Origin of the sequence: Methyloversatilis thermotolerans, from assembly GCF_000372885.1 — a bacterium.
Classification (GTDB): Bacteria; Pseudomonadota; Gammaproteobacteria; order Burkholderiales; family Rhodocyclaceae; genus Methyloversatilis; species Methyloversatilis thermotolerans.
Window position 1 is genome coordinate 808,231 of the sequence record NZ_KB889967.1, and the last position, 24,848, is coordinate 833,078.

Here is a 24,848-nt window from a genome sequence, read left to right on the forward strand (position 1 = left end):
GGAGACCGGCGCCGTTGCCGATGTGCCTCACGGATGAGAGAGGGGAGGCAGGGCGGCGCGGATCTGTATTACTAAAGTCATATCGCCGATGCGGATATGGGACAGTCGCCCGGATCATCAGGGACGACGTCCCTCATTCCATCTCGCGTATTGCCCCATCATGGCGCATTGCTCATGACTGGTGGTTGAAATGATGCAAGGTGGCTTTTTTGAACCACGGTGCACGACGTTCAGTCAGCGGGCGAGCAGGGGCCGGCGGTGCGGTCGGCGGCCCCGGTGTTCGGGACGTGTTCCCGGAATGCCTGCTGGATCATGCCATGCGAGGTCGGGATGAGCGCGCGCGCGTTGCGGGGTACTTCTCCATTCGTGGCGCTGTATCGGGCTTGCTTCTTGCAAAGGCGCAGATCTGTCCGTCGTCGTCTTCGTCTCTTGGCTACCCACCTGATCGGCGAAGCCCAATCGCTGCAGCGTCTGCAACTGCGTTACGCGGTGCTCTATCTGGGGCTGCTGCTGTTTTCGGCGGTGATGGGGGTGTCCGGGCTGTATCTGTGGCGCGAGGCGGCGGACGAGCGTGACCGCCTGGCCACCATGAGCCGCGAGGCGCTGGACATGCGGGGCAGCCTGTACCGGCAGATGAAGGAGGTGTTCGATCACGCCTTCCTCGGCGACATCGGTGCGGCGGATGAATTCAAGAGCTATGCACAGGACATCGATCAGCATTTCGTTCTTGTGTATGGGCAGGTGAAACGGGCCGAAGAGCTCGAACGTGTCGACGCCCTGCGCGCCGCCTACGACCGCGTGCGCGGCTATGGCGAAACGCTGTTGCAGTCGACGCCGGCCATGGTGCAGGCCGAAGGGGCCAGTCTGGACCTCGCACTCGAACAAGGGGGATTCCGTGATTTCGAGCAAGAGCTCGACGCCTTTGAAGCGCTGCTGTTGCGCGACCGCGTGCGCGTGGACCGGCGCTTGTCCTGGCTGCAGGCCGCCGTGCCTTGGCTGCTCGCCCTGCCGCTGCTGCTGGCCACGCTCATTTTCATCGTGTTCCGGCGCTATCTGCGACGCGCCGTGGCCGAACCGCTGGCCGACATCATGACGGCTACCCGCATCATCAGTCACGGCCGTTTCGGCCATCGCGTGCCCGAACGCGGCGCCGCCGAACTGGTGCGTCTGTCCGGTGCCATCAATGCCATGGCGGCCGACCTGGCAGCCAGCCGCGAGGCGCTGCTCACCGCGGAAAAGCAGGCCACGCTCAGTGCGCTGGTGCCGGTGGTAGCGCACAACATCCGCAACCCGCTGGCCAGCATACGCGCCACCGCCCAGGTGATCGACGACGACGCGCTGCCGGACGATGTGCGCGAAGGGCTGGAGGGCATCATCGCCGCCGCCGACCGGCTCGACCGCTGGACCTATTCGCTGCTGTCCTATCTGCACCCGCTGCAGCCGCAGCGCGTGCCGGTCACCGTGAGCACGCTGCTCGACACCGTGTCCACGCTGGCTGCCGATCGCATCGAGGCGCGCGGCATCCAGTTGCGGCGGGTCGGCTGGGAAGAGGGCGGCAGCACCGAACTCGACCCGCAACTGATGGAGCAGGCGCTGCTGGGCCTGCTCAACAACGCCATCGAGGCATCGCCGCCGGGCGCCGAAATCATCCTGCGCCATGCCTGTGCCGGCGGCGAGGTCAGCCTGTCGGTGCGCGACTACGGCTCGGGCATGAGCAGCGCGCCGGCGCCGCGCGGTCTCAAGCCGGTGGCCACCACCAAGCTGCAGGGCAGTGGCCTGGGCATTCCATTCGCCGCCAAGGTGTGCGAGGTGCACGGCGGGCGGCTCGAATTCATCCATCACGACCGCGGCATCGAAGCGGTCATGGTGTTGCCGATGAAGGATCCTCATGCTGTCGAACGACGAACTGCTTGAAGCCGGCGAAGCCGGCGCCACCCCGGCAGGCGCGGCGCGCGTGCTGCTGGTCGAGGACGAATCCCTGTTCGCGCGGGCGGTCACGCGCCGCCTGGATTCCGCCGGCTATGCCTGCGAACACGCGATGACCATGGCGCAGGCGCGCGAAGCCATCGGCCGCTTCGCGCCCGACGTCGTGCTGCTCGACATCCGGCTGCCGGATGGTCAGGGCCTCGATCTGCTGCCCGAACTCAACAGCGAGGCGCGCTCGGTGCCGGTCATCGTGCTCACCGCCTATGGCGAGGTCGAGGACGCGGTACGCGCGATGAAGCTGGGCGCGGCCGACTATCTGAAGAAACCGGTGGATCTCCAGGAACTGCAACTGGTGATCGAGCGCGTGCTGCGCACCGCCGGCCTCAAGCAGAAGGTCGATTACTCGCGCAGCCGCGAAAGCCACCGCAGCCATCTGAGCGACAACATCCAGATGCTGGGCGAAAGCGCCGTCATGCGCGCCGCGCGCGAACAGGTGACGGCGCTCGCGGCGCTGGCCGGCAGCGGTCTTGCGCCGCCGCCCACCGTGCTCATCGTCGGCGAAACCGGTACCGGCAAGGATGTCGCGGCGCGCCTGTTGCATCGCGCCGGTCCGCTGGCCGATCGCCCTTTCGTGCAGATCGACTGCGCCTCGCTGCCGCGCGAGCTGATCGAAGCCGAACTGTTCGGCCACGAAAAGGGCGCCTACACCGGCGCCCAGGGCGCGCGCGCCGGCCTGCTCGAAGCGGCCGAGGGCGGCACCGCCTTTCTCGATGAAATCGGCGAACTGCCGCTGGACATGCAGGCCAAGCTGCTCAACGTGATCGAACGGCGCGTCGTGCGGCGCGTCGGTGCCACGCGCGAACGGCCGATCGCCGCACGCTTCGTGGCCGGCACCAATCGCGATCTGCCGGCCATGATCGCCGCCGGCCAGTTCCGCGCCGATCTGTACTACCGGCTCAATGTGGTCACGCTCACCATGCCGCCATTGCGCGAGCGCGGCAATGACGTCAGCCTGCTGGCGCGCCACTTCGCGGCGCAGATGGCGCGGCGCTACGCGCTGGTGGAACCGGCGTTCCAGCCCGAGGCGCTGGCCGCCTTGCAGCGCTATCACTGGCCCGGCAATGTGCGCGAACTGAAGCACCTGATCGAGCGCGCCGTGCTGCTGTGCCAGGGGCGCAGCATCGGGCCGGACGATCTCGGCCTGCCGGCGCCCGGCGCCACCCGCGCTGTGGCGGGGGATGCCGATGCCGCGCTGCCCATCGCGTCCATGACACTGGACGAAGCCGAGCGCTGGCTGATCGAGCGCGCGCTCAACAAGGTGCGCGGCAATGTGTCGGAAGCGGCCCGCCGTCTGGGCGTCAGTCGCATGACCTTGCGCTACCGCATCGAAAAGCACGGCTTGCGCGGCTCGATAGACGAATGAAGCCGGGTGGGGGCCGGCTGCGGCGTTGAATGCGCGGCGGATGCGCCGCGCGCGGCGCCGGCACCGGCACCGGCACTCCGCACCTCACCCTGGCACGAAAACGAAGAGGCCCGCACCGGGCTGGCCGGTGCGGGCCTCGCGTCTTCAGATCGTGATGACCGCGCTTACATCATGCGGCGCTTGCGCGCGGTATAGCCGATCAGGCCGAGGCCGGCCGCCAGCATGGCCCAGGTCTGCGGTTCCGGGATGGGCGGGGTTTCCGGCATGACGGTGAAGCCGGTGACGTCCCAGCCGATATCGTCCATGATGGCCCAGTCCAGATCGGTCATGTAGCGGCGTTCACCGGTGCTCAAGCCCCAGGCAAGCAGCGCAAGCTGTTCCGTCTCCACCCCGTTGCGGGTCAGATCTCCTTTGATGTTTGCCGCCAGCCGGGTTTCGTGGGAATAGATCTTTTCGGTCGGGATGGCCTGCAGCAGATTCTGCCTGCCACCGCGCACGTCATATTCGGTCTTGGCCTTGTCGCCATTGAAATTGCCGAGGCCATTCAGCTTTTCCCGATAGGCGGTGTCCACGCCGTTGCCACTGACGCCCATGATTTCGACCAGGCCTTTCAGCGTGGCCGTGTAGAGGTCCCATTGGCCCGCAAAGGATTCGATGGTGCTGACATCGCTGTCGGCGTACCAGCTCACGTTACTGTCATAGGTGATGGAGCCGCCCCAGGTGCCGACTTCGCTGTCCGGCCATCCGGTTTGTCCGCGCGACCACGACGCATTGATATAGCTAGTGTCGCCCTTCACCCCCATGCCGCCTTGATTGGCGCTGATGGGAGTGGCTTCACCCGCGGTACTACCAACGCTAATGGCCGAATTCACATAGATGCGCAATTCGTTCTTGGCGATGTTCGCGTTCTCGATTCTCGTGCCAAGGATGTTCAGAGAAATGCTGTTGCCGCCGGGCGTCGACGTGATGGCGTCCAGCGTGTCGAATACGCGGGTTTCGAATGCCGCTGCCGCCTGTTCCAGCGTTGCACGGCGGTCGGCGGTGAAGAAGTTGTTCGTGTCATAGGTGTAATCGAACACGATATTGATGTAGGCGTTCGCGCTGCCGAAGCAGCTCGCCAGGGCCAGACCGAGCGTGAGCTGGCGTAAGGTTTTCATCTGCTGTCCTCCTGGTTCTTCTGGATTCGAGAATGGGGTGAGGCCCTTGCGTGGGCTCGGCCGATGAACAGCAAGAAGCGTTCCCTTGCGGGATGAAATCCCCTGGGTGGGGTGCAATCGCGCCGTGGACCGCGGTGTGCCCGCCCTTGGCCGAGCAGCGGGCGGACGCCGAGCGGCCCGAGGTGGTTGAATGCATGCAAGGTGGTTGCCTTCAACCACCTTGCCGGGCGGTCACACCCTGCGACGGCGCGCTGCGAGCACGGCCAGTCCGGCGCACAGCAGCCATGCGGCAGAAGGTTCCGGCACCGCGGACACATTCCACAGCGCGCGCTGGCCCGATGCGGCCAGAGTGGCGTCCACCCAGTCGCGATAGGCGCCGGGCTGCACGAAATAGGACAGGCTGCCATCGGTGGCCGACGCGATGCCTATCAGCAGCGACTGGCTGTTGCCGGCCTGACCGGCGAATAATGCGCCGCCGCTGTCGCCGCCCTGCAGATAGGGGCTGCCATTCGCGGTGCTGCCAGTGGCGAGATACCACACCGTGGCGGTGCTGCCGCCCTCCAGCGCCACCTGGTCGAAGGCGGCATCCACCGTCGTGTAGGCATGGCTTTGCGCGCCGGATTGCGCGGTCACCGCAATGGTGACCGGCAGCCCCTCTGCCGCACTGTCGTTGCCGATCACCTCCGCATTCAGTGTCGGAAAGCTGCTCGCATCGAGGGCGGACGACAGATGCAGCAGCGCCAGGTCATTGGCCGGGAAGCTGAATCCGGGCGCGCGGTAGGCGGCATCCACGGTGGCACTGCCCAGTGCTGAACTGAAGGTGATGCCGGTCTGCGCCACATGGCCGGCCGTAAGTACCCAGTTGGGCGCGATCAGGATGCCGTCGAGACCCCCTGTGCCCACGGTGCCCAGATGGACATAGCTGTTGCCGGTCGAGGCGCCGTTCAGCGCCTGGGCCTGGGTGCTGCAGGCGAGCAGGGCGGCGATCGCCCAGGTACGGAATGCGGAACGCAAGATGAAAACTCCCTGTGTACGAACATGCAGGGGCGATGAGGCAAACATCGTGCCTCATCGCCCCGGTCAGGCAGCGCCAAGTCAGTGGCGCTCAGTCGCTCAGCGCGTGCGGCGGCGCGCCATCACGCCCAGCACGCCCAGGCCGGCCAGGAACATGGCGTACTCGGTCGGTTCCGGCACCGGCGCCAGCGTGGCGGCGGCGAGGCGGGCACCGCTATAGGTGGGGACATAGCCGTCGAAGTAGAGGGAGATCTGAGTCTGGTCCTCTTCTCCGGCTTCCCAGAGGCGGATCGCGTCTTCCCCTGTCGTGTATCCGCTCGCGCCACTCACCACCACCCAGTACCAGGCCGAGGTGCCCGGGCTTGTGTCGTCCGGGTCCTCGACGTTCACATCGGTTTCGAAGCGCACCCAGTTCGCGTCATAGGAGCCTACGCCGGTTTCGTTCAGCCCCTTGCTGGAGCGGCCGATCGATCGTGCATATTCGTCGGTGACGCCGGAGACATCCACCTTCGAGTAACCGCCGCTGAGCGCAGTGGCGCCGGAAAAACCGCTGCGGAAGATGTCGTTCACCTCGAAAGTGAGGTTGGTCGAATCCCAGGTGTTGTCATTCAGATTGATGCGCACCCCGAAAATGTATGAGCCCGCGCCATTGCCATACACTCGGTCATAGAGCGTACCGACATTGGTCGACCCCGCGACGATGGTGGTGGAACTGCTCGTAAGGAGCGAGTAGCCGGACGTCGCGGTGGACGTGGAACCCATGGCGCATGTGAAGCTGGTGGAATTGCCGTTGCCGCTGTCCTGGCACGGAACCATGATGGTTCCGGTCGTGGGCAGAGAGACCGAACTGGCGTGCGCGGCGGCGCCGATCAACATGATGCCGAATGCGCCTGCTGCGCGGAACATGCTGTGTTTCATGTGTTTCTCCTCTGATGAACATCGTGCTGCGGATGTGATGGCTCCGGATGGATACGCCGGAGCCGCTCTGGAACAACGAGTGGGCTCCTCGCGGAACCCGGGCGTGGTGTGTGTCAGTGGGTCGGAACGAAGCCGCTGAACCACAATGAAATGGGCTCCTGGCCTTCGCTTTCTCCGCCATTCCAGAGACGGATCGCGTTGCTGCCGAGCTGGTAACCGCTTGCCGTGGTCCGGACGTAATACCAGGCGGTACGAACCTTGCCCGGCGATCCGGTATCCAGGGTTTCGTCCTCATCTGCGCCGCCTGCGACTGCTTCCTCATCGTCGTCATCGTCATCGCCGCCTTCTTCGGGAATCTGGACGAAAAGAGGCGAGAAGAAGTCCACGACGCCGAGATTGAAGGTCTTCGTGCCCTCGTTCAGACCGACGCTGGTGCGGCCGACCTGGTCGATCGCCTGGTCGCTGACGCGCGCATTCCGCCAACCCGCAGCAAGCGATGCGCTGCTGGAGAAGCCGTAACGGAAGATGTCATCGACTTCGAAGGGAAAACCGTTGCCCCAGTCCTCGTCGTTGAGGATGACGCGGGTCGCGAACACATAGGTGCTGGTGCCGGGCTTGCGCCACACGCGATCGAGCACCTTGCCGACCGTCACCGAGTTCACGACGATATTCGTCCGGCGTGCGTTGAGAAGCACATAGCCACCCGGGTTCGATCCGGGCCATGCGCTGGTGCGGCAGGTGGGTGTCGGGTTGCACGACGTCATGACCAGCGAGCCCGACGTATTCAGCGTGACGAAGTCGGCCATCGCCGGGGCGGACAAGGCGCCGCACGCCATCACCAGTGCAGCGGAAAGCAAGGTTCTTCGCATCGTTTTTTCTCCTCTTGGGCTTTGAATGGCGACGCACCGGACGTCGCCGGGGGTGTCCTGCGCACCGGGGCCTGCGTCCCGGTACGCGTTCTCGAACGACATGGACCTATGCAGGATAGGAGTCATGCATCGAATCAATCAGGGAAAAGTTCCTGCATATCGGCGGGATAACTTCACATTGAAAAGTATTGCAAACACATGATTTAAAAGGACAATGTTTTTATGTGCGAGCGGCTCCCTCCCCGCTTTTCGCGAGGATGCGAAGCACATCTGAATGAAGCTGGATGCCGGCTGTTCCTGACGTCGATCGCTCGCCTTGCGGTGGATCGGCACGCCGGAATCGCTTCACCCGTCATGGCGACGGATGGCGGCTCCGTGGATGAGTGAGGTCAGTGACCGGGCAGGACAGGCCGGTGCATGGACATGTGATTTCCTCCGTGGTGTTCTTGTCGTGTCGGGGCGGGCGTCATCATCAGTAACGCATAAGGGCATGTCTGCAAGAAGCGTTCCGTTCGGGGATGCAATCCCCGGAATGCGCGGGCAGAAGGCTTTCCGCCAGAGGGCGAAAATGCGCGCGGCGGACCGATGCGCGGGTTAGGTGGTTGTGATCGTGCAGCCTGGTTGTTCGCGACCACCGCGCTCGCGACAACCGGGCCACCCGCATGGATCAGTCGAGGCGGAAGCTCATGCCCACCCAGATCGCTCGTGGCGCGCCGGGCGCGACCATGGTGGTGTTCAGCCAGTCGGCGGAGTTGTAGTTCCAGCCGCTTTCACCGATCGCACCGCGTACGCTGGGTGCGAAAGGCGTGATGCCGAGGCGACCGGCGGTGAAGTAGTCCTTGTCCAGCAGATTGTTGATCTGCAATAGCGCGGTCCATCGCTGGTCGATCTTGTAGCTGGCGCTCAGATTGAACACGGCATAGCCCGGAAGCTTGCCGCCATACCGGAACAACCGTCCTTCGGCCGTTGCTGACTGCTGTATGGGACATCCGGGCGGAGCACCGCAGGAGTACTCTCCGGTCTCCTTGTCCGTTCCCCCGGTCTGGTGGTCGTTGTTTTCGTTGCCGCGCAGGAATGACGGCGAATGCGCCACCATGCCCAGCTTGAAGTTCAGTTTGTCGTTGAACTGGTAGCCGACGGTAAGGTTCGCGTTATGGCGGGATACGCCGGGCAGGGTGTCGCCCGGATCGATGCGTATCATCTGATAGGTACCGTATCCGTTGTTCAGCGAGGCACCGGGCGATGGAAAGGCGGCGTTGGGCACCGAGTTCTGGTTGAAGTCGGCGCTGCTGTTGTGCGGACTGTGCATGTAGAAGGTCGATTCGAAAGTGGCTTCGGTGTAGGCATAGCTGGCCTTGAAGTCCCATTTGTCGACCTGGCCCTTCAGCCCCATTTCCAGGCCCTGGCGGCGAGTGCGGTCTATGGTGTCGAAATAGCTGCGCGAAGCCGAAACGCCGACCAGATAGATGTCGTTGGTCAGATCGGTTCGATAGGCGGTCACGTTCCACTCGAAGCCATTGTCAAGCGTGCCCCGTGCGCCGATTTCGTAGGAGTGCGAACGTATCTGCGGCAGATAGGGGTCGCCGGACAGCGTATTGGGCAGATGACAGACGGCTCCGATGCGCGCATTCGGTATCGGTCCGGTTGGGCCTGGCGTGAAACCTTTGTCGATCGCGCACCCCAGTTCTATCGTCGATGGCGCGCGCGCGCCGCGGCTGTAATTGGCGAACAGGTTGAGGTCTTCGCGAGGCAGCCAGCTCACGCCGGCGGAGGGATTGAATGATCGATAGGTGTGGCGTTCGACGGTGACCGCCCGGCTCACATTGGACGGGTCGTATTCGATCAGTTGCGGTACGTAGTGGCATTCATCCGGATAGCTGCCCCAGCACAGGATGTAGGAGGGGCCGCCGACGCCCTGGTTCGGGTCGCCGTACCCCTGGTTCTTGAAATCATTCGGATTGCCGGTCGAGGTGCGGCCCAGCATCCAGTTGTTCACCTTGGCGACGTTGTAGCGCGCCGACAGCGACAGGTGCAGGTCGTCGCGGGGCGTCCAGGTTTCGCTGAAATAGAAACTGCGCGTCTTGGATTCGCCACGGAAGTTGTTCGATTCGATTTCGTTCTCCGCGAGGTAGAAGATCGGGTCTATCTGCCCGGGGCCCACCCCGTATGTCGCGTAGTAGAAGTTGCGATCCGCGTCCAGCAGACCCAGCCGCTGGGTGGCGCGATAGTGCGTGTTGGACACGTCCTGCGACGCGCCGACCATGAATTTGTGGCGCTCCAGATTCCAGTTGAACTGCAGCGATGTGCCGCTGCCCTCTTGCTGGGTGCGCGTGCGGGTTGCCACGGCAATCGGTGTACCGTCGATGATGCCGCCTGGATTCGATGTGTTGTACGCGCCATTGCGGGCCTGACCCCAATTGCTGTTGCTGGGCGCGTTCGGCGGATTGCACGAGCCATTGAGCGGAATATTGTCGTCCGGGAAGTAATCTTCATCGACATCCGCATAGGCGCAGTAAGGGTCATAGATCTTGGTGACCGGGAAGTCGAGATCGAGGTCCTCGAATCCGTCCTCGAGGATGTCGCCATTGAATCCTGTGCGCAGGCTGTTGCGGCGATAGCTCATGGCCGTGATGTTGAAGCTGTCATTCACTTCGAACATGGCGGACCACTGGTACTGGTTCAGTTCATTGCGCGTTTCGTCGGGTGAGCTGAAGACGGACTCGGGCCGGCGTTCGTAGTCCTCGAGCGGAACGAGGCCGTTGCCCACCAGATCGCTGTCGACCTTCAGCGCGGAGAAGCCGAGCATGAGCTTGCCGAGGGCGATCTCGTTCTTGACGAAGAGCTGGCGCAGCTTGCTGGGCGAGTTGTCGCGCCAGCCGTCCTCGGCGAAGCCGTGCAGCGCGACGAAGCCGGCCACCGGACCGACGCTGCCGCCGCCGGATAGTTGCACCTGGTTGCGTCCCCAGGAACCGCCCATATATTTGGCGTCGACGCCGGGGTCGGTGAAGCCGCTCTTGGTGCGCATGGACAGTGCGCCGCCCAGGGTATTGAGGCCGAACAGCGGGTTGGAACCGGGAAAGACATCGAAGCGGGACAGCGCATTCATCGGAATCATGTCCCAGTTCATGATGTCGCCGAAGGGCTCGTTCATGCGTATGCCATCGAGGAAGACGGACAGGCCCTGCGGGGTGCCGACCTGCGGGCCGGCGGTGAAGCCGCGGAACTGCACGTCGACCTGGAAGGGATTGCCCTGGTAGTCGTTCACCGTCACCGACTGCATCTGCGAGTTCATGAGGTCGGTGATGGACAGGGCGTTGCTCTCGCGCATTTCCTTCGCGGTAATGCTCTGCACATTGGAGGGCATTTCCTCGCGGGTCAGCCCCAGTCCGGGCATGGGGCCGATGTCCTGGGGCTTCTTGTCACGCACGATGACGGTGTCGAGGATGACCTCGGTACCGTCCTTTTCCGCCGCGACCGGGCGAGGTGGCCCCGCCTGGTTTTCCGCGCCGGCGCCGGTGTCCTGCGCGCGCGCCGCGGCGAACATGCAGAGCACGCCGATACAGGCGGCCGCGATGCGTGTGATGACCTGCAAAGACCCTTCCTCCTCGTCGCAGCTCTTTGGCACGCGTTGTTGTCATGTCCGGCATGGGGTGTGTCACCTGTGCTGCGTGCGCTTGCAAGCGACAGGCGCAGAGGCGGGCAAAGCAAACGAGAGGCCAGGAAGGGAATCTGTCCTGTATCAGGATATTGGTGTCAGTCGACGTGCATGTGGGTGTGGAGTGGTGGCTGAAATCGACCACTCTGGTTCAAACCCTGCGGGGTGTGAGGAACTGCTTGGCGGATTTGCGGGGAGCTTTCCACGTCATGCGTGGGACGGGTCAAGCAGGCACGCTTCCTGCAGAGGTGTCCCTGGCGGCGGCTCCCCGCCGGTCAGATCAAATATCAGGAGGAAAGACATGCAGTCCGCACACAAGAATGCCCGCGTACTCATCGCCGCGGCGCTGGCATCGATGGGCATGGTGGGCAGTGCCCAGGCCATCGAGTTCGTATTCGATTACGGTACCGACACCCAGGGGTTCATGACGGACGAGAAGAAGGCCATTCTCGAAGCCGCGGCGGCGCAGATCGAAGCCCGCATCGCCGACAGTCTGGGTGCCATTGCCCCGACCGACCAGTTCTCTCCCAGCATTTTCACGTCGGCGCCGGAAACCGGTGGTTCGATGCCGGGCCCGACCTCGGTCGGCGCCAACCAGATCTATGTCTATGTCGGTGCGCGTGATCTGTTTGACCAGACCGAGCGTGCGCTGGCAGGGGATGCCCGCAATGCAACCCGGCCGGCCGGCATGCCGAGCAGCGATCCCGACTATGTTGCCTATCGCGAGTCGCTGCGCTCGCGGGGTCAGGAGGGCTATACGACCACCACCGATTTTTCGCCATGGGGCGGTGCGCTGGCCTTCAACTCGACTATTGACTACTACGTCGATACCGACCTGAGCACCGCAGACGATATCGTAGGCGTCGATTTCTACACGGCCGCGCTGCGCGGTCTGATCGGCATGCTGGGCTACGGGTCGAATGGCAACAGCGTGGGCAGCTACCAGCGCTATGTCGATGGCGATGCCATGGTGTTCACCGGGCCCGAAGCCAGCGCCGTGAATGGCGACAGCGTGTATCTGGCCGTTTACGAGCTGGTGGATGAAGAAGGTAATGTGTCCGAGGTTTTCGATGATCGCCGTCTCGACGACACCGTCGTGAGCACGGTGAATGGCGCAGCCCAGGGCGCCCTGATGACGCTCACGCTGAATGCGGGCGAGCGTCGCCAGATTACCGCGCTGGACGAAGCCATCCTGAAGGACATGGGCTGGCAGGTCACCGCGGTGCCCGAGCCCTCCGAATACGCCCTGTTCCTCGCCGGCCTCGGCGTCATCGCCGCCGTCGCCCGCCGTCGCAAGGTCTGACCCGCTCTCTTTGATCAGAGCCTTGAAGCCCGCATCCGATGCGGGCTTTTTTTCGTGTGCTCAGGGCCGGCTTCGTTCGAAACTGCATCGCGGGCAAGCCCGCTCCCACGAAAACCTGGCTCCGTTCGTGTTTGTCGCGAGTTCTTGTGGGAGCGGCCTCTGGCCGCGATGCGGCGCATGCCGGCCGCGGGCTGTGTTCGAAGCTGAATCGCGGGCAAGCCCGCTTGTATGTTCTGCCGTGGCAAGCGTAGGAATAGCTTGTCGGGCGGAGGGACCCAGTCCGGATCTGACGGCAAGCACGTACAGACAGTGGGAGAGATGTCCCGCCCTCACCCAAGCACCGATCAGGAATCCATCGGACCGTGACCGCGGTACCGTCCATACCCTGCAAGCCAGTGCTGTGGTGAATCCCGACAAGCCTTTTGAACCTTAGTCGGGAGGATCCCATCGTGACAAGTCAGAACGAGGCAGTGTGCTTTGGCATCGACGTCTCCAAGCACTGGCTGGACATCGCCGAGCACCCCAGCGCGCAGGTAACGCGCGTCGACAACACCGCTGCGGCCATCCGCGGCTGGTTGCGCACGCTACCCAGAGGTGCCCAGCGCATCGGCTGCGAATCGACCGGCAGCTATCACTGCACGCTCGTCAAGTTGCTCATCAAGGCCGGACATCAGGTGTTTCTGATCGACGGCTTCAAGCTGTCCAGGTACCGCGACACCGTGGGCCAGCGCGCCAAGACGGATCGGCACGACGCACGCCTGATCGCCCGCTACCTCGCGCACGAGGGCACGGATCTGCGCCCGTTCTCGCTCCCGGCGCCCGCGGTCACCGAACTGCGCAGCCTGCTGCGTCGTCGCGCAACCGTGGTACGCAGCCTGGGTCGCATCCGTCAGAGCATGGAAGATCTGCCCGGCTTTGGTCGCGAAGTGCGTGTGGCTCTCGCGCGGCTCACCGCCTTGATCAAACGGTTCGAACAGCGCATCGCCTCGCTGATCAACGAGAGCGGATGGACTGAACCGTACCGGCGCATCCTGAAGATCGAAGGCGTCGGCGCGCTCACCGCCGCCGGCCTGTGCGCGGTGTTCCATCGCGCTCCCTTCAGCGGTGCGGACGCCTTCATCGCCTTCCTTGGCATGGACGTCACCGTGCGCGACTCGGGCAAGAAGACCGGACGCCGTGCGCTGAGCAAGAAGGGGGACTCGGAGATGCGCCGCCTGCTCTACAACGCCGCCATGGCGGCCAGCAGATCCACGACCTGGCAGCCGTTCTACCAGCGCATGCTCCAGCGCGGATTCAGCCGCACCCAGGCGCTGGTTGCGCTGGCAAGAAAACTCGCTCGCGTTGCCTTCTCTGTGATGAAGAACGCGGCCGACTATGTCCCGAAACAACACGAAAACGCTTGCGGCCGAACATAGAATCTCCCACGAAAATCAGGCTCCGTTCGTGTCTGTCGCGAGCTTTTGTGGGAGCGGCCTCTGGCCGCGATGCGGCGTGTGCCGGCCGCGGGCTTCGTTCGAAGCTGCATCGCGGGCAAGCCCGCTCCCACCAAACCCTGGCTCCGCTCGTGTTTGTCGCGAGCTTTTGTGGGAGCGGCCTCTGGCCGCGATACGGCGCATGCCGGCCGCCGGCTTCGTTCGAGAGCTGATCGCGGGCAAGCCCGCTCCCACCAAACCCCGGCTCCGTTCGTGTTTGTCGCGAGTTTTTGTGGGAGCGGCCTCTGGCCGCGATACAGCGCATGCCGGCCGCCGGCTTCGTTCGAGAGCTGATCGCGGGCAAGCCCGCTCCCACCAAACCCCGGCTCCGTTCGTGTTTGTCACGAGCTTTTGTGGGAGCGGCCTCTGGCCGCGATGCGGCGTGTGCCGGCCGCAGGCTTCGTTCGGGGCTGCATCGCGGGCAAGCCCGCTCCCACGAAAACCAGGCTCCGTTCGTGTCTGTCGCGAGCTTTTGTGGGAGTGGCCTCTGGCCGCGATGCGGCGCATGCCGGCCGCGGGCTTTGTTCGAGGGTGCATCGCGGGCAAGCCCGCTCCCACGAAAACCAGGCTCCGTTCGTGTTTGTCGCGAGTTCTTGTGGGAGCGGCCTCTGGCCGCGATGCGGCACATGCCGGCCGCGGGCTTCGTTCGAAACTGCATCGCGGGCAAGCCCGCTCCCACGAAAACCAGGCTCCGTTCGTGTTTGTCGCGAGCTTTTGTGGGAGCGGCCTCTGGCCGCGATGCGGCGCATGCCGGCCGCGGGCTGTGTTCGAAGCTGAATCGCGGGCAAGCCCGCTCCCACGAAAATCAGGCTCCGTTCGTGTCTGTCGCGAGCTTTTGTGGGAGCGGCCTCTGGCCGCGATGCGGCGTGTGCCGGCCGCAGGCTTTGTTCGAAGGTGTTGTCGCGAGCGGGGCTCGCTCCTACGACAATCCGGCTCCGTTCGCGGTCAGGGCGCGCCTACTGCAGCGAGCGGTAGTTGTGCAGCACGCGCGGCACGTAGCGCCGGGTTTCGTCGTAGGGCGGGATCTGGTTGCCGTACTTCTGCACGGCGCCTTCGCCGGCGTTGTAGGCGGCGAGGGCCAGCTCGAGTTCGCCGTTGAAGCGGGCCAGCAGGTCGCGCAGGTAGAGGGCGCCGCCCAGCACGTTCTGGTCGGGGTCGAAGCGATCGGTCACGCCATAGCGGCGCGCGGTGGCCGGCATGAGCTGCATCAGCCCGGCCGCGCCCTTGGGCGACAGCGCATTCGGGTTGTAGGCCGATTCGGCGCGGATGACGGCATGCAGCAGGCCGGCATCGACGCCGCTGGCGAGGGCGGCACGTTCGATGCGTGTCGCGTGGAGCCGGGCTGCGGGGTGGGTGGCACCGGACACGCTGGCGGCGGGCGCGGGTGACGAATGTCCTTCGCGCGGGCTGCGCAGCAGCAGTTCGAAGCCGGTATCGGCGGGCGCATCGGTGAGCACGACGGTACCGTCGGCGTCCTCCTTCACATAGACATCAGCCCAGGCGCAGTGCGCAAACAGGCAGAGCAGGGCGGCGAGCGGTCGAGTCATCTGGAAGAAACACGCGGGGGCTAAAGTAGAGGCTGTTGCAAGGATGCTGCGAAAATCTTTCAGCGATATTGAAACAAAGCCGCTGGCCGTGTTGCGTATCGCTTGCTGCGTTGGAAACCGGGCGATTAGACTCGGCAATCATTACACGTCACATTACGGATATGAAACGGAATTCCGCACGCGGTTTCACCCTGCTCGAACTGCTGGTGGTCATGGTCATCATAGGCCTGCTCGCCGGCTATGTGGGCCCGCGTTACTTCAGCCAGATCGGCAAGTCCGAGGTCAAGGCGGCGCGCGCGCAGATCGATGCGCTGGACAAGGCGCTTGACCAGTACCGGCTGGACAATGGCCGCTATCCGTCGACCGAGGAAGGCCTGAAGGCCCTGGTCGAGCGTCCGTCCAGCACCACCAAGTGGTCCGGCCCCTACCTGAAGAAGGCGGTGCCGCTCGACCCCTGGGAGCGTCCTTACATATACAAGTCGCCGGGCGAGCATGGCGAGTACGACCTGAGTTCGCTGGGCAAGGACGGCCAGCCCGGCGGCACCGAAGAAGCCGCCGACATCACGAACTGGTGACATGCAGTTCCGCATCCGCGCCCTTGACCTGAGCAACCGCATCACGCAGATACAGGTCGAGGCGTCAGACGAAGCTTCCGCGCGCGCCCAGGTTCAGGCCGACGGTCTCACCGTACTGTCGGCCAGCCGTGCCCGCACGCTGACGCTGACCCGCCAGCGTTTTCCGGTGCTGCTGTTCTGCCAGGAACTGCTGGCGCTGCTGCGCTCCGGCCTGTCGCTGGTCGAGGGGCTGGAGGTGATGGCCGAGAAGGAAGGACGCACGCTGTCGCGCACCGTGCTGTCCTCGCTGATCGACGCGCTGCGCCAGGGCAAGACCTTGTCCATGGCCATGTCTTCGCAGACCGAGGTGTTTCCCGACCTGCTGGTGGCCATGATCCGCGCATCCGAACGTACCAGCGATCTGGACCAGGCGCTGGAGCGCTTCGTCGCCTACAGCGAACAGCTCGACACCCTGCGCGGCAAGCTCGTGTCGGCGGCCACCTATCCGGTCATCCTGCTCGGTGTCGGTTCGCTGGTCGTGCTGTTCCTGCTGGTATTCGTGGTACCCGAGTTCTCCAAGGTATATGAAGACATTTCCACCGACCTGCCGCTGGCGTCGCAATGGCTGCTCGCCTGGGGCAAGTTCGTGAAGGCGCATTCCATGCTGCTCGGCGTCGGCCTGGTGGCCTTCATCGCGGGCGTGGTCTGGGTGAGCAGCCAGGCGGCTTTCCGCCAGCAGCTCATGGCGCAGTTCGAGCGCATGCCGGGCGTCGGCAGCCGCATGCGCGTGTTCCGCCTGGCGCGTTTCTTCCGCACCGTGGGCATGCTGCTGCGCGGCGGCATACCGGTGGTGCAGTCGCTCGAACTGGTGCGCGAACTGCTGCCGCTGCCGATGCAGCAGAGCCTGTCGCGCGCGCTGCTGTCGATACGCGAAGGGCGCGCCGCATCCGATGCCTTCACCGATGTCGGGCTGAGTACTGCGGTCGCGTCGCGCATGCTGCGCGTGGGCGAGCGCGCCGGCAATCTGGGCGACATGATGGAGCGCATCGCCGCCTTCCATGACGAAGAACTGACGCGCTGGCTCGACAGCGCGACCCGGCTGTTCGGCCCGCTGCTCATGCTGGTGATCGGGCTGGCCATCGGCGGCGTGGTCGTGCTCATGTATCTGCCCATCTTCCAGCTTGCGGAAAGCCTGCAATGAGTGCCTTGCCTCACGATTCCGCCCGGCTGTCGGCCGACCTCGTCGCGCGTGCGCGGGCGCGCGCCGGGCGCGGCTCGGTCATGCAGGCGCTGCTCGACCTGAGCGGCGCCAGCGCCGAACATCTGTTGCCCGAGGTGGCCGCCCATGTCGGGCTGACGCCGATGAGCAGCGCCGAACTGAATGCGCTGGATCTGTCGCTGGACCGGATACGGTTTTCCGAGGCGCTGTCGCGTTCCGTGCTGGTGGCGATCGACGCCGCCGGCCAGCGTCTGGCCGTGGTCGCCGATCCTTTCGATGCCGCGCTGCAGGACTGGCTGGCCGCCACGCTGCCGGAAAGCTTCGAACTGCGGCTGGCCACGCGCGACGACATCACCGCCGCGCTGGCCCGTTTCGAAGAGAGCCAGCGCGCATCCACCGGTCTGCTGGAGGACACCGACCAGGTGGGCTCCAGTTCGGCCGAGGTACTGTCGCTCGCGCGCATCGCCGATGACGCAAGCCCGGTGGTGCGGGTGGTCAATTCGACGCTGTATGACGCGCTCAAGCAGGGCGCATCCGACATCCACCTTGAGTCGGTCCCCGCCGGCATGCAGGTGAAGTACCGCATCGACGGCGTCATGGTGCGCGTGGGCCAGATCGCCGGTGCCGACACCGCCGAGCAGGTCATTTCGCGCATCAAGGTGCTGGCGGAGCTGGATATCGCGGAGCGGCGCGTGCCGCAGGATGGTCGTTTCAAGGTGGCTTATGCCGGCCGCGACATCGATCTGCGGGTATCGGTCATGCCCAGCGTGCATGGCGAGGATTCGGTGCTGCGGGTGCTGGACAAGGAACACCTGACCGAGGAACTGAAGGCGCTCACGCTGGAAAGCCTGGGTTTCGACGAAATATCGCGCGCCGCGCTGCGCAAGCTGGCGGCCGAGCCCTACGGCATGCTGCTGGTGACCGGCCCGACCGGTTCCGGCAAGACCACCACGCTGTACGCCACGATAGGCGAGATCAACCACGGTCTGGACAAGATCATCACGATCGAGGATCCGGTCGAATACCAGTTGCCGGGCGTGCTGCAGATTCCGGTGAACGAGAAAAAGGGCCTTACCTTCGCGCGCGGCCTGCGTTCGGTGCTGCGGCACGATCCGGACAAGATCATGGTGGGCGAGATCCGCGACGGTGAAACCGCCGAAATCGCGGTGCAGGCGGCGCTGACCGGTCACCTGGTGCTGACCACGGTGCACGCCAACAATGTGTTCGACGTGATCGGCCGTTTCCTGCACATGGGCGTCGATCCCTACAACCTGGTGTCGGCGCTCAATGGCATCGTCGCGCAGCGTCTGGTGCGTCTGAACTGCACGCACTGCGCAGCGCCGCACACGCCGGACGCGGAGCAGCTCGCGCAGTCCGGCCTGGTGGACACCGCCGGTTATCTGTTCCGCGCCGGCGCCGGCTGCGGCCACTGCCGCGGCACCGGCTACAAGGGGCGGCGCGCCATCGCCGAACTGCTGGTGCTGGACGACGAACTGCGCGAACTCATCGTTACCCGCGCGCCGATGCGACAACTGAAGGAAGCCGCGCGCGCGCGCGGCACGCGCACCCTGCGCGAAGCCGGGCTGGCTCTGGTGGCCACTGGCGAAACAAGTCTTGCGGAATTGAACCGTGTCACTTTTGTTGGCTGAGTCCCTGGCACTGGAGCTGGGGCCCCATGGCGTCACGCTGAAGGGCGGACCGGCGCGCGCCGAAGTGCTGTCGCTGGATACGCTGGCGGCGGCGCTCGATGCGCTGCCCGAAGCCGCAACGCCGAAGCGCGCGCGCCTGGAGGTGACCGTGGCCAACGCCTGGGTGCGCTGGCAGGTTGTGGACATGCCCTCCGGCGTGACCGGCCGCGACGAGCGGGCCGCGCTGGTGCGCGCACGCATGGCCGAGGTGTTCGGCAGCAGTGCCCAGGCCTGGGTGTCGGCCTGGGACGAACGGCCGGCCGCGCGCGTGCTGGCCAGTGCGCTCGACGTGGTGCTGATGCAGCGGCTGCAGGCGTGGGCCGCCGCACGCGGACTCAAGCTTGCCAGCGTGCAGCCGGCCTGGTTGCGTGGCTACGCGGCACTGCGCGGCGACGCGCCGCTGGGCGGTTTCGCGCAGTGGCAGCACGGCTGGCTGTGCATGGGCTTGTGGTCCGGCGGCCAGTGGCTGCACATGCGCGGCGAGGCGCTGACCGATCCCGCCGGGTTGGGCGCGTTGCTCGAGCGCCGGCTCAATCTGTTCGATGGCGAACTGGCCGGTGGCCGCCTCTTCCTGCAGGGGGCGCCGGCGGTCAGCCTGCCGCGTGGCTGGCAATGCGTGGCGGGAGTCGTGCAATGAGCCGCCGTCCCGCGATACCGGAACTGGATTTCGTCGCCCGCCGCCGCGCACCCGGCTGGCTGGGCTGGCTGGGCCTGGCACTGGGCTGCGCCGCGGCCGCGTGGACCGTGGACGCCTACCTGGCGCTGCAGGACGAGGTGGACAGCCTGCGCGACGCCAATCGCCGCGCCGCGCGCCAGGCCGAACAGGCGCGCGTGCTGGCGCGGCGCGAACAGGAAGATCCGGCGCTGCGCGCGCGCCTGCAGGTGGCGCGGCCGCTGTCGCAGCAACTCGCACGCGACTGGCAACCGCTGTTCGCCGACCTGGAAGCGCGCGGCAAGGATGTCGCGCTGCTCACCGTGGAGCCGGATGCCGCGCGCGGGCTGCTGCGCGTGACCGGCGAAGTGAAGGACCTGGATGCGCTGTTCGAGTACGCCGAGTCGTTTGCCGACGCCGACACGCTGAATGCACCGCGCATCGAGGTATTTGAATTCAAGCAGCGCGACGGCATCCAGGTGGTGACCTTTTCGCTGCGCCTGAACTGGAGGCGCTCGTGATGGCGTCCATGAATGTCGGCGTCGATGCGCTGAAGGGTCAGCTCGCCTACGCGATCGCCCGTGCCGGTTGGGCGGGGGCGCTCGGCGTGGCGCTGGCGGTGTTCGCGCTCGCCGTGTATTTCGGTGCGGTGTCGCCGCTGATGGCCGAACAGCGCAGCCTGCAGGCGGCGCGCGATGAGCTGGCGCAGCGCGTGGCGGCCGGCGTCACCGTGGAGTCGCCGCGCGAACAGCTCGATCGCTTCGATGCCGCGCTGGCTCAGCGCGCCCGCTTGCCCAGCCTGCTCGCCAGTCTGGCGCGTGCGGCACGCGCCGGTGGACTGTCGCTGGCCCGCGTCGAAAGCCGCGAATCCCAGATGCTGGGCGCCGGTTACGCGCGCCAGGATTACATTTTTCCGATCCAGGGCAAATACACCGCGCTGCGCGCCTGGCTGGCCGATGCGCAGCGCGTGTCGCCCGCCGTCATGGTCGAGGATGTGCTGCTCAGGCGCGCCGATATCGGGCGTGACACGGTGGATGCCACCGTGCGCATCGCCATCGTGCTGAAGGACGCGCCGTGAACAAGGGTTTGATCGCGGCGCTCGCAGTGACGCTGGTCGGCGTGTGGTACGTATCCGGGGAGGGCGGGGATGCCGGCGACGCCGAGGACCCGTCTGCGGTGAGCGGCGAAGGCAGCCGCGCCGCGCGCAACGCAAGGCTCGCCGGCAGCGCGCCGGCGGCCGTTCCCGATGCCGTGATCGCCCGTTTGCCCGAGCGCGCCGCAGCCGAGGTGGCGCGCGATCTGTTCGCGGTGCAGAGCCTGCTGCCCCCGCCGCCGCCGGGCAGCGACAAGCCGCCGCCGCCGCCGCCGCCGGTCGCTCCGCCGCTGCCTTTCCGTTATCAGGGCCGCATGATCGAAGGACAGGACACCGTGGTGTTCCTTGCCCAGGGCGACCGCATACTCGTCGCCCGCAAGGGCGATCTGATCGGCAACCAGTACCGGGTCGAGGCGATCACGCCATCGGCCATCACCTTCATGTTCGAGCCGCTCAAGCAGCAGCAGACACTGTCCACCGGAAGCGCCAAATGATTCCACACCGGATCGCACCGCGAAAAACATCGTCCCGGCTTGCCGGCCTGTGCGCCGTCATCGCCCTGCTGGCCCTGGGCGGCTGCGCCACCAATTCCGCCTTCGAGAACGGCAAGGATGCACTGATGGCCGGCGACCAGGACCGCGCGCTGGCCCTGTTCGAGCAGGCGGCCAGGGAGTCGCCCGGCAACCCGGAAATCCGCGCCACCGTCATGCGTCAGCGCGAGGTGGCGGTCGCGCGCCTGCTGTCGCAGGCCGATACGCAGCGTTCGGCGGGCAAGAACGACCAGGCCAAGGCGCTGCTCGACCGGGTGCTGGCCATCGATCCGCGCAACACGCGCGCGCAGACCATGCGCATCGACATCGATCGCGGTATCAAGCATGACGCCGTGGTGGCCGAGGCGCGCGCGCTGCTCGCGCGCAAGGATGTGTCTGGCGCGGAAACCCGCGTGCGGTCCGTGCTTTCGCAGGACAACAGCCATGCCGGCGCGCGCGAACTGTTGCGCCAGATCGAGGAGGGGCGGCCGCGTCAGACCACCGCGTCCGGCAAGCTGGGCGACATGTTCCAGAAGACGGTCACGCTGGAATTCCGCGACACATCGATCCGCAACGTGTTCGAGGCAATCTCGCGCTCGACCGGCATCAACTTCGTGTTCGACAAGGACGTAAGGCCAGATATCAAGGTGACGCTGTTCGTGCGCAACACCACCGTATCCGAGGTGCTGCGGCTGGTGCTCATCACCAACCAGCTCGAGCGCAGCGTGCTGTCCGAGAACACCGTGCTCATCTATCCGAATACCGCGGCCAAGGTGCGCGAGTACAAGGAACTGGTGACGCGCACCTTCTTCCTCGTGAACGCCGAAGCCAAGCAGGTGCAGAACCTCATCAAGACCGTGGTGAAAACCAAGGACATCTACATCGACGAACGGTTGAACCTGATCGTGATGAAGGACACCGCGGACGCGGTGCGCCTGGCCGAACAGCTCGTCGAGTCGGTGGATGTCGCCGAACCCGAGGTGATGCTGGAAGTCGAGGTACTGGAAGTCAGCAGCAACAAGCTGAAGGAACTGGGAGTGGATTGGCCGGACCAGGTGGGTTACGGCATCCTCACGCCCACCACCTCCACGAGTACGGTCACCACCACAAGCACGACCAGCACCACCACGCTGGGCGGTACGCTGGCCTCCGGCAACATCAATCTGAAGGACACCAGGGGACTGGTCGTGCCCTACGTCAGCAACCCTGGCCTGCTGCTCAACCTGAAGGCGCAGGACGGTGCGGCCAATCTGCTGGCCAATCCGCGCATCCGCGTGAAGAACAAGGAGAAGGCCAAGGTGCATATCGGCGAAAAGCTGCCGGTGTTCACCACCACCTCGACCGCCAACGTCGGCGTGTCGGCTTCGGTCACCTATCTCGATGTGGGCCTCAAGCTCGACGTCGAACCGCTCATCCATCTCGAAGATGACGTGGACATCAAGATGACGCTGGAAGTATCCAGCATCGTCAAGGAAGTGACCGGTCCGCAAAGTTCGCTCGCCTACCAGGTGGGCACCCGTTCCGCCGCGACGGCGCTGCGTCTGCGCGATGGCGAAACGCAGATACTGGCAGGGCTGATCAATGACGAGGAAAGACGCAGCGCCTCGCGCCTGCCCGGCCTGGGCGAGCTGCCGCTGATCGGCAAGCTGTTCGCCAGCGAGCGCAACAGCACGAACAAGACCGAAATCGTGCTGCTCATCACGCCGCGCATCGTGCGTGGCCTGAACCGCCCGACCCATATATCGCCCGCGCTCGCCGCCGGTACCGAATCGGCGGTCGGCGCCTCCCCGCTGGTCATCCAGTCGGGCGGCAAACAGCCCGGGATGAAACTGTCCAGTTCCGGCGGCGGTGCGCCGGCCGGCGGCCCGCCGCGCGGTGCCGTCGCCGCCCCGATTCCGTCGCCCGAACCGGCACCCGAACCGGAGACCGACGAGCCGGGTCCGGCCGAACTGCGCCTGCAGTCGTCGGGCGAAACATCGGCCGGTGGCGACGCCAGCGTGTCGGTCACGCTCACCGCCGCCACCGCACGTACGGCCACCGTGGAAATCGTCTATGACCCGAACATCCTGACCGCCGGTTCCGCCACTGCACCGGGCCGTGCCGTGGTGCAGATGGCGGGCGTCCCCGGCCAGCCCATGAGCGCGGACATCGCCTTCAAGGTGAACGCCAGCGCCCAGCCCGGCGTCACCAGCGTGCAGGTGGGCAGCGTCACCGTGCTGGCCGAGGACGGCGTACCGGTGCAGGTCGGCCCGCCGCCGCCGGCGGAAATCCAGATCAAGTGAGGTCGCCCGGTCGGGGCGCCTGCAAAGCCCCCGACCGCCACCAGCGCCGGGTCTGAAGCTGTGGCACGCGCGGACCGCAAACAGGCGGGTCTTGTGGGAGCGGGCTCGCCCCGCGATGCAGCTTCGAACGAAGCCCGCGGCTCGCATCAGCCGCATCGCGGCCAGAGGCCGCTCCCACAAGAGCTCGCTCAAAGCGCGAACGGAGCCGGTTGTCAGGCCCACCAAAGCTCGCCCAGACCGCGAACGAGCCGGGATTTGGTGGGAGCGGGCTCGCCCCGCGATGCAGCCTGGAACGAAGCCGGCGCCCGGCCGACCCTGCATCGCGGCCAGAGGCCGCTCCCACGAAAGCTCGCGACAAATACGAACGGAGCCGATGTTTGGTGGGAGCGGGCTTGCCCGCGATACGGCTTCAAACGAAGCCCGCGGCCTGTCCACGCCGCATCGCGGCCAGAGGCCGCTCCCACGAGAACTCGCCCGCACCATGAACGGAGCTGAGGGTTTTGTGGGAGCGGGCTTGCCCCGCGATACCGCCTGGAACGAAGCCCGCGGCCGGCCCACGCCGCATCGCGGCCAGAGGCGCTCCCACCAAGGATATGTGCCGGCCACGACCGGAACAGCCGACTGCTTGGCCTGATTCCCCGTGCAATTCGTCTATTCTGAATGCATGGACAGGCCTTCCTCATATCGCCTTCGCAAGGGACGGGTATCCATCCCGGGTCAGGTTTACCTGGTCACGACGGTGACCGCACGACGCGAAAGGATATTCTCGGATTTTCGGTGTGCACGTCTGCTGATCAGGACGTTGATGGAGTCTGATCGGTGTTGCCATTCCGGCACGCTCGCCTTTGTTGTGATGCCTGATCTCCTGCACTGGATGTTTCGACTCGGTTACGTCGAGAATCTCTCCGCCGTTGTTCGAGAGGTGAAGTCGAGAGTGGCACGCAGCCTCGGGCGTCGGGTGTGGCAAGCCGGTTTCCACGATCGAGCCCTGCGCGGTACGGACCGCGAACTCCGCGCGTGGGCGCGCTATCTGATTACCAACCCGTTGCGTGCGAGATTGGTCCTGAGGGTTCAGGACTATCCGCACTGGCATGCCGTCTGGCTGGGCGTGGAACAGGACCTGCACCTCACGTAGCTTGATGTGCAGCCTGTCCAGACGCCGAACGAGCCGGGGTTTGGTGGGAGCGGGCTCGCCCGCGATGCAGCTTCGAACGAAGCCTGTGGCCCGCATCAGCCGCATCGCGGCCAGAGGCCGCTCCCACAAGAGCTCGCTCAAACCGCCAACGCAGCCGGTTGTCAGGCCCATCAAAGCTCGCCCAGACCACGATCGGAGCCGGGGTTTGGTGGGAGCGGGCTCGCCCCGCGATGCTGCTTCGAACGAAGCCTGTGGCCCGCATCAGCCGCATCGCGGCCAGAGGCCGCTCCCACAACAGCTCGCCCAGACCGCCACGCAGCCGGTTGTCAGGCCCACCAAAGCTCGCCCAGACCGCGAACGAGCCGGGATTTGGTGGGAGCGGGCTTGCCCCGCGATGCTGCTTCGAACGAA

At 65.5% G+C, this 24,848-nt stretch carries 19 protein-coding genes; 13 read left to right on the forward strand and 6 right to left on the reverse strand.

Annotated elements, in window-relative coordinates; all coding sequences use genetic code 11:
- Window positions 1-429: 429 nt before the first annotated feature.
- Together A3Q7_RS0103280 and A3Q7_RS0103285 are read left to right on the forward strand one after the other, a co-directional pair.
- A complete protein-coding gene (locus A3Q7_RS0103280) occupies window positions 430-1,914 on the forward strand; it encodes a sensor histidine kinase (protein ID WP_018410422.1) in 1,485 nt (494 codons plus the stop codon).
- Complete coding sequence (locus A3Q7_RS0103285) at window positions 1,889-3,349, forward strand: sigma-54-dependent transcriptional regulator (RefSeq protein ID WP_018410423.1); 1,461 nt, start codon at window positions 1,889-1,891, stop codon at window positions 3,347-3,349. Before A3Q7_RS0103280 ends, A3Q7_RS0103285 begins: the two co-directional genes overlap by 26 nt.
- Window positions 3,350-3,513: 164 nt before the next feature.
- Here the strand turns inward: A3Q7_RS0103285 and A3Q7_RS0103290 are convergent, their stop codons facing one another.
- From A3Q7_RS0103290 to A3Q7_RS0103310, 5 genes are all read right to left on the reverse strand, one after another.
- Complete coding sequence (locus A3Q7_RS0103290) at window positions 3,514-4,506, reverse strand: PEPxxWA-CTERM sorting domain-containing protein (RefSeq protein WP_018410424.1); 993 nt, start codon at window positions 4,504-4,506, stop codon at window positions 3,514-3,516.
- Between the two features lie 231 nt (window positions 4,507-4,737).
- A complete protein-coding gene (locus tag A3Q7_RS0103295; protein ID WP_018410425.1) occupies window positions 4,738-5,520 on the reverse strand; it encodes a PEP-CTERM sorting domain-containing protein in 783 nt (260 codons plus the stop codon).
- 99 nt (window positions 5,521-5,619) lie between these two features.
- Window positions 5,620-6,438, reverse strand: a complete 819-nt coding sequence (locus A3Q7_RS0103300) for a PEP-CTERM sorting domain-containing protein (protein ID WP_018410426.1) — start codon at window positions 6,436-6,438, stop codon at window positions 5,620-5,622.
- 113 nt (window positions 6,439-6,551) lie between these two features.
- Complete coding sequence (locus tag A3Q7_RS0103305; RefSeq protein ID WP_232417797.1) at window positions 6,552-7,409, reverse strand: hypothetical protein; 858 nt, start codon at window positions 7,407-7,409, stop codon at window positions 6,552-6,554.
- 565 nt (window positions 7,410-7,974) lie between these two features.
- Window positions 7,975-10,899, reverse strand: a complete 2,925-nt coding sequence (locus A3Q7_RS0103310; RefSeq protein WP_018410428.1) for a TonB-dependent receptor — start codon at window positions 10,897-10,899, stop codon at window positions 7,975-7,977.
- 364 nt (window positions 10,900-11,263) lie between these two features.
- Between A3Q7_RS0103310 and A3Q7_RS0103315 the strand changes: the two genes are divergently transcribed.
- The gene (locus tag A3Q7_RS0103315) at window positions 11,264-12,265 is read left to right on the forward strand and encodes a PEP-CTERM sorting domain-containing protein (RefSeq protein WP_018410429.1); all 1,002 of its coding nucleotides are present in this window, start codon (window positions 11,264-11,266) and stop codon (window positions 12,263-12,265) included.
- Between the two features lie 470 nt (window positions 12,266-12,735).
- A complete protein-coding gene (locus A3Q7_RS0103320) occupies window positions 12,736-13,680 on the forward strand; it encodes an IS110 family RNA-guided transposase (protein ID WP_018410430.1) in 945 nt (314 codons plus the stop codon).
- Window positions 13,681-14,693: 1,013 nt separating this feature from the next.
- Here A3Q7_RS0103320 and A3Q7_RS0103325 read toward each other — a convergent pair.
- Window positions 14,694-15,284 (reverse strand): lytic transglycosylase domain-containing protein, encoded by a 591-nt coding sequence (locus tag A3Q7_RS0103325; protein ID WP_018410431.1) that lies wholly within the window; start codon window positions 15,282-15,284, stop codon window positions 14,694-14,696.
- 161 nt (window positions 15,285-15,445) lie between these two features.
- On the opposite strand from A3Q7_RS0103325, the gene gspG reads away from it, so the two are divergent.
- The 9 genes from gspG (at window position 15,446) to A3Q7_RS0103370 (ending at window position 24,437) form a co-directional block, all read left to right on the forward strand.
- Complete coding sequence (gene gspG, locus A3Q7_RS0103330; protein ID WP_018410432.1) at window positions 15,446-15,859, forward strand: type II secretion system major pseudopilin GspG; 414 nt, start codon at window positions 15,446-15,448, stop codon at window positions 15,857-15,859.
- Window position 15,860: 1 nt separating this feature from the next.
- Window positions 15,861-17,039 carry a type II secretion system F family protein gene (locus tag A3Q7_RS0103335; RefSeq protein WP_018410433.1) on the forward strand — a complete coding sequence of 393 codons (1,179 nt, stop codon included), beginning with the start codon at window positions 15,861-15,863 and terminating at the stop codon, window positions 17,037-17,039.
- The gene (locus A3Q7_RS0103340) at window positions 17,036-18,706 is read left to right on the forward strand and encodes a GspE/PulE family protein (protein ID WP_018410434.1); all 1,671 of its coding nucleotides are present in this window, start codon (window positions 17,036-17,038) and stop codon (window positions 18,704-18,706) included. Before A3Q7_RS0103335 ends, A3Q7_RS0103340 begins: the two co-directional genes overlap by 4 nt.
- Window positions 18,687-19,382, forward strand: a complete 696-nt coding sequence (locus tag A3Q7_RS0103345; protein WP_232417799.1) for a hypothetical protein — start codon at window positions 18,687-18,689, stop codon at window positions 19,380-19,382. The genes A3Q7_RS0103340 and A3Q7_RS0103345 overlap by 20 nt, the downstream gene beginning before the upstream one ends.
- A complete protein-coding gene (locus A3Q7_RS0103350) occupies window positions 19,379-19,918 on the forward strand; it encodes a hypothetical protein (RefSeq protein ID WP_018410436.1) in 540 nt (179 codons plus the stop codon). Before A3Q7_RS0103345 ends, A3Q7_RS0103350 begins: the two co-directional genes overlap by 4 nt.
- Window positions 19,918-20,475 (forward strand): hypothetical protein, encoded by a 558-nt coding sequence (locus tag A3Q7_RS0103355; RefSeq protein WP_018410437.1) that lies wholly within the window; start codon window positions 19,918-19,920, stop codon window positions 20,473-20,475. Before A3Q7_RS0103350 ends, A3Q7_RS0103355 begins: the two co-directional genes overlap by 1 nt.
- Window positions 20,472-20,984: a hypothetical protein gene (locus A3Q7_RS0103360; protein ID WP_018410438.1), complete on the forward strand. Its 513-nt coding sequence runs from the start codon at window positions 20,472-20,474 to the stop codon at window positions 20,982-20,984. Before A3Q7_RS0103355 ends, A3Q7_RS0103360 begins: the two co-directional genes overlap by 4 nt.
- Window positions 20,981-23,302: a secretin N-terminal domain-containing protein gene (locus A3Q7_RS0103365; RefSeq protein ID WP_018410439.1), complete on the forward strand. Its 2,322-nt coding sequence runs from the start codon at window positions 20,981-20,983 to the stop codon at window positions 23,300-23,302. The genes A3Q7_RS0103360 and A3Q7_RS0103365 overlap by 4 nt, the downstream gene beginning before the upstream one ends.
- Window positions 23,303-23,942: 640 nt before the next feature.
- The gene (locus tag A3Q7_RS0103370; protein WP_232417801.1) at window positions 23,943-24,437 is read left to right on the forward strand and encodes an REP-associated tyrosine transposase; all 495 of its coding nucleotides are present in this window, start codon (window positions 23,943-23,945) and stop codon (window positions 24,435-24,437) included.
- The last annotated feature ends 411 nt before the right edge of the window (window positions 24,438-24,848 follow it).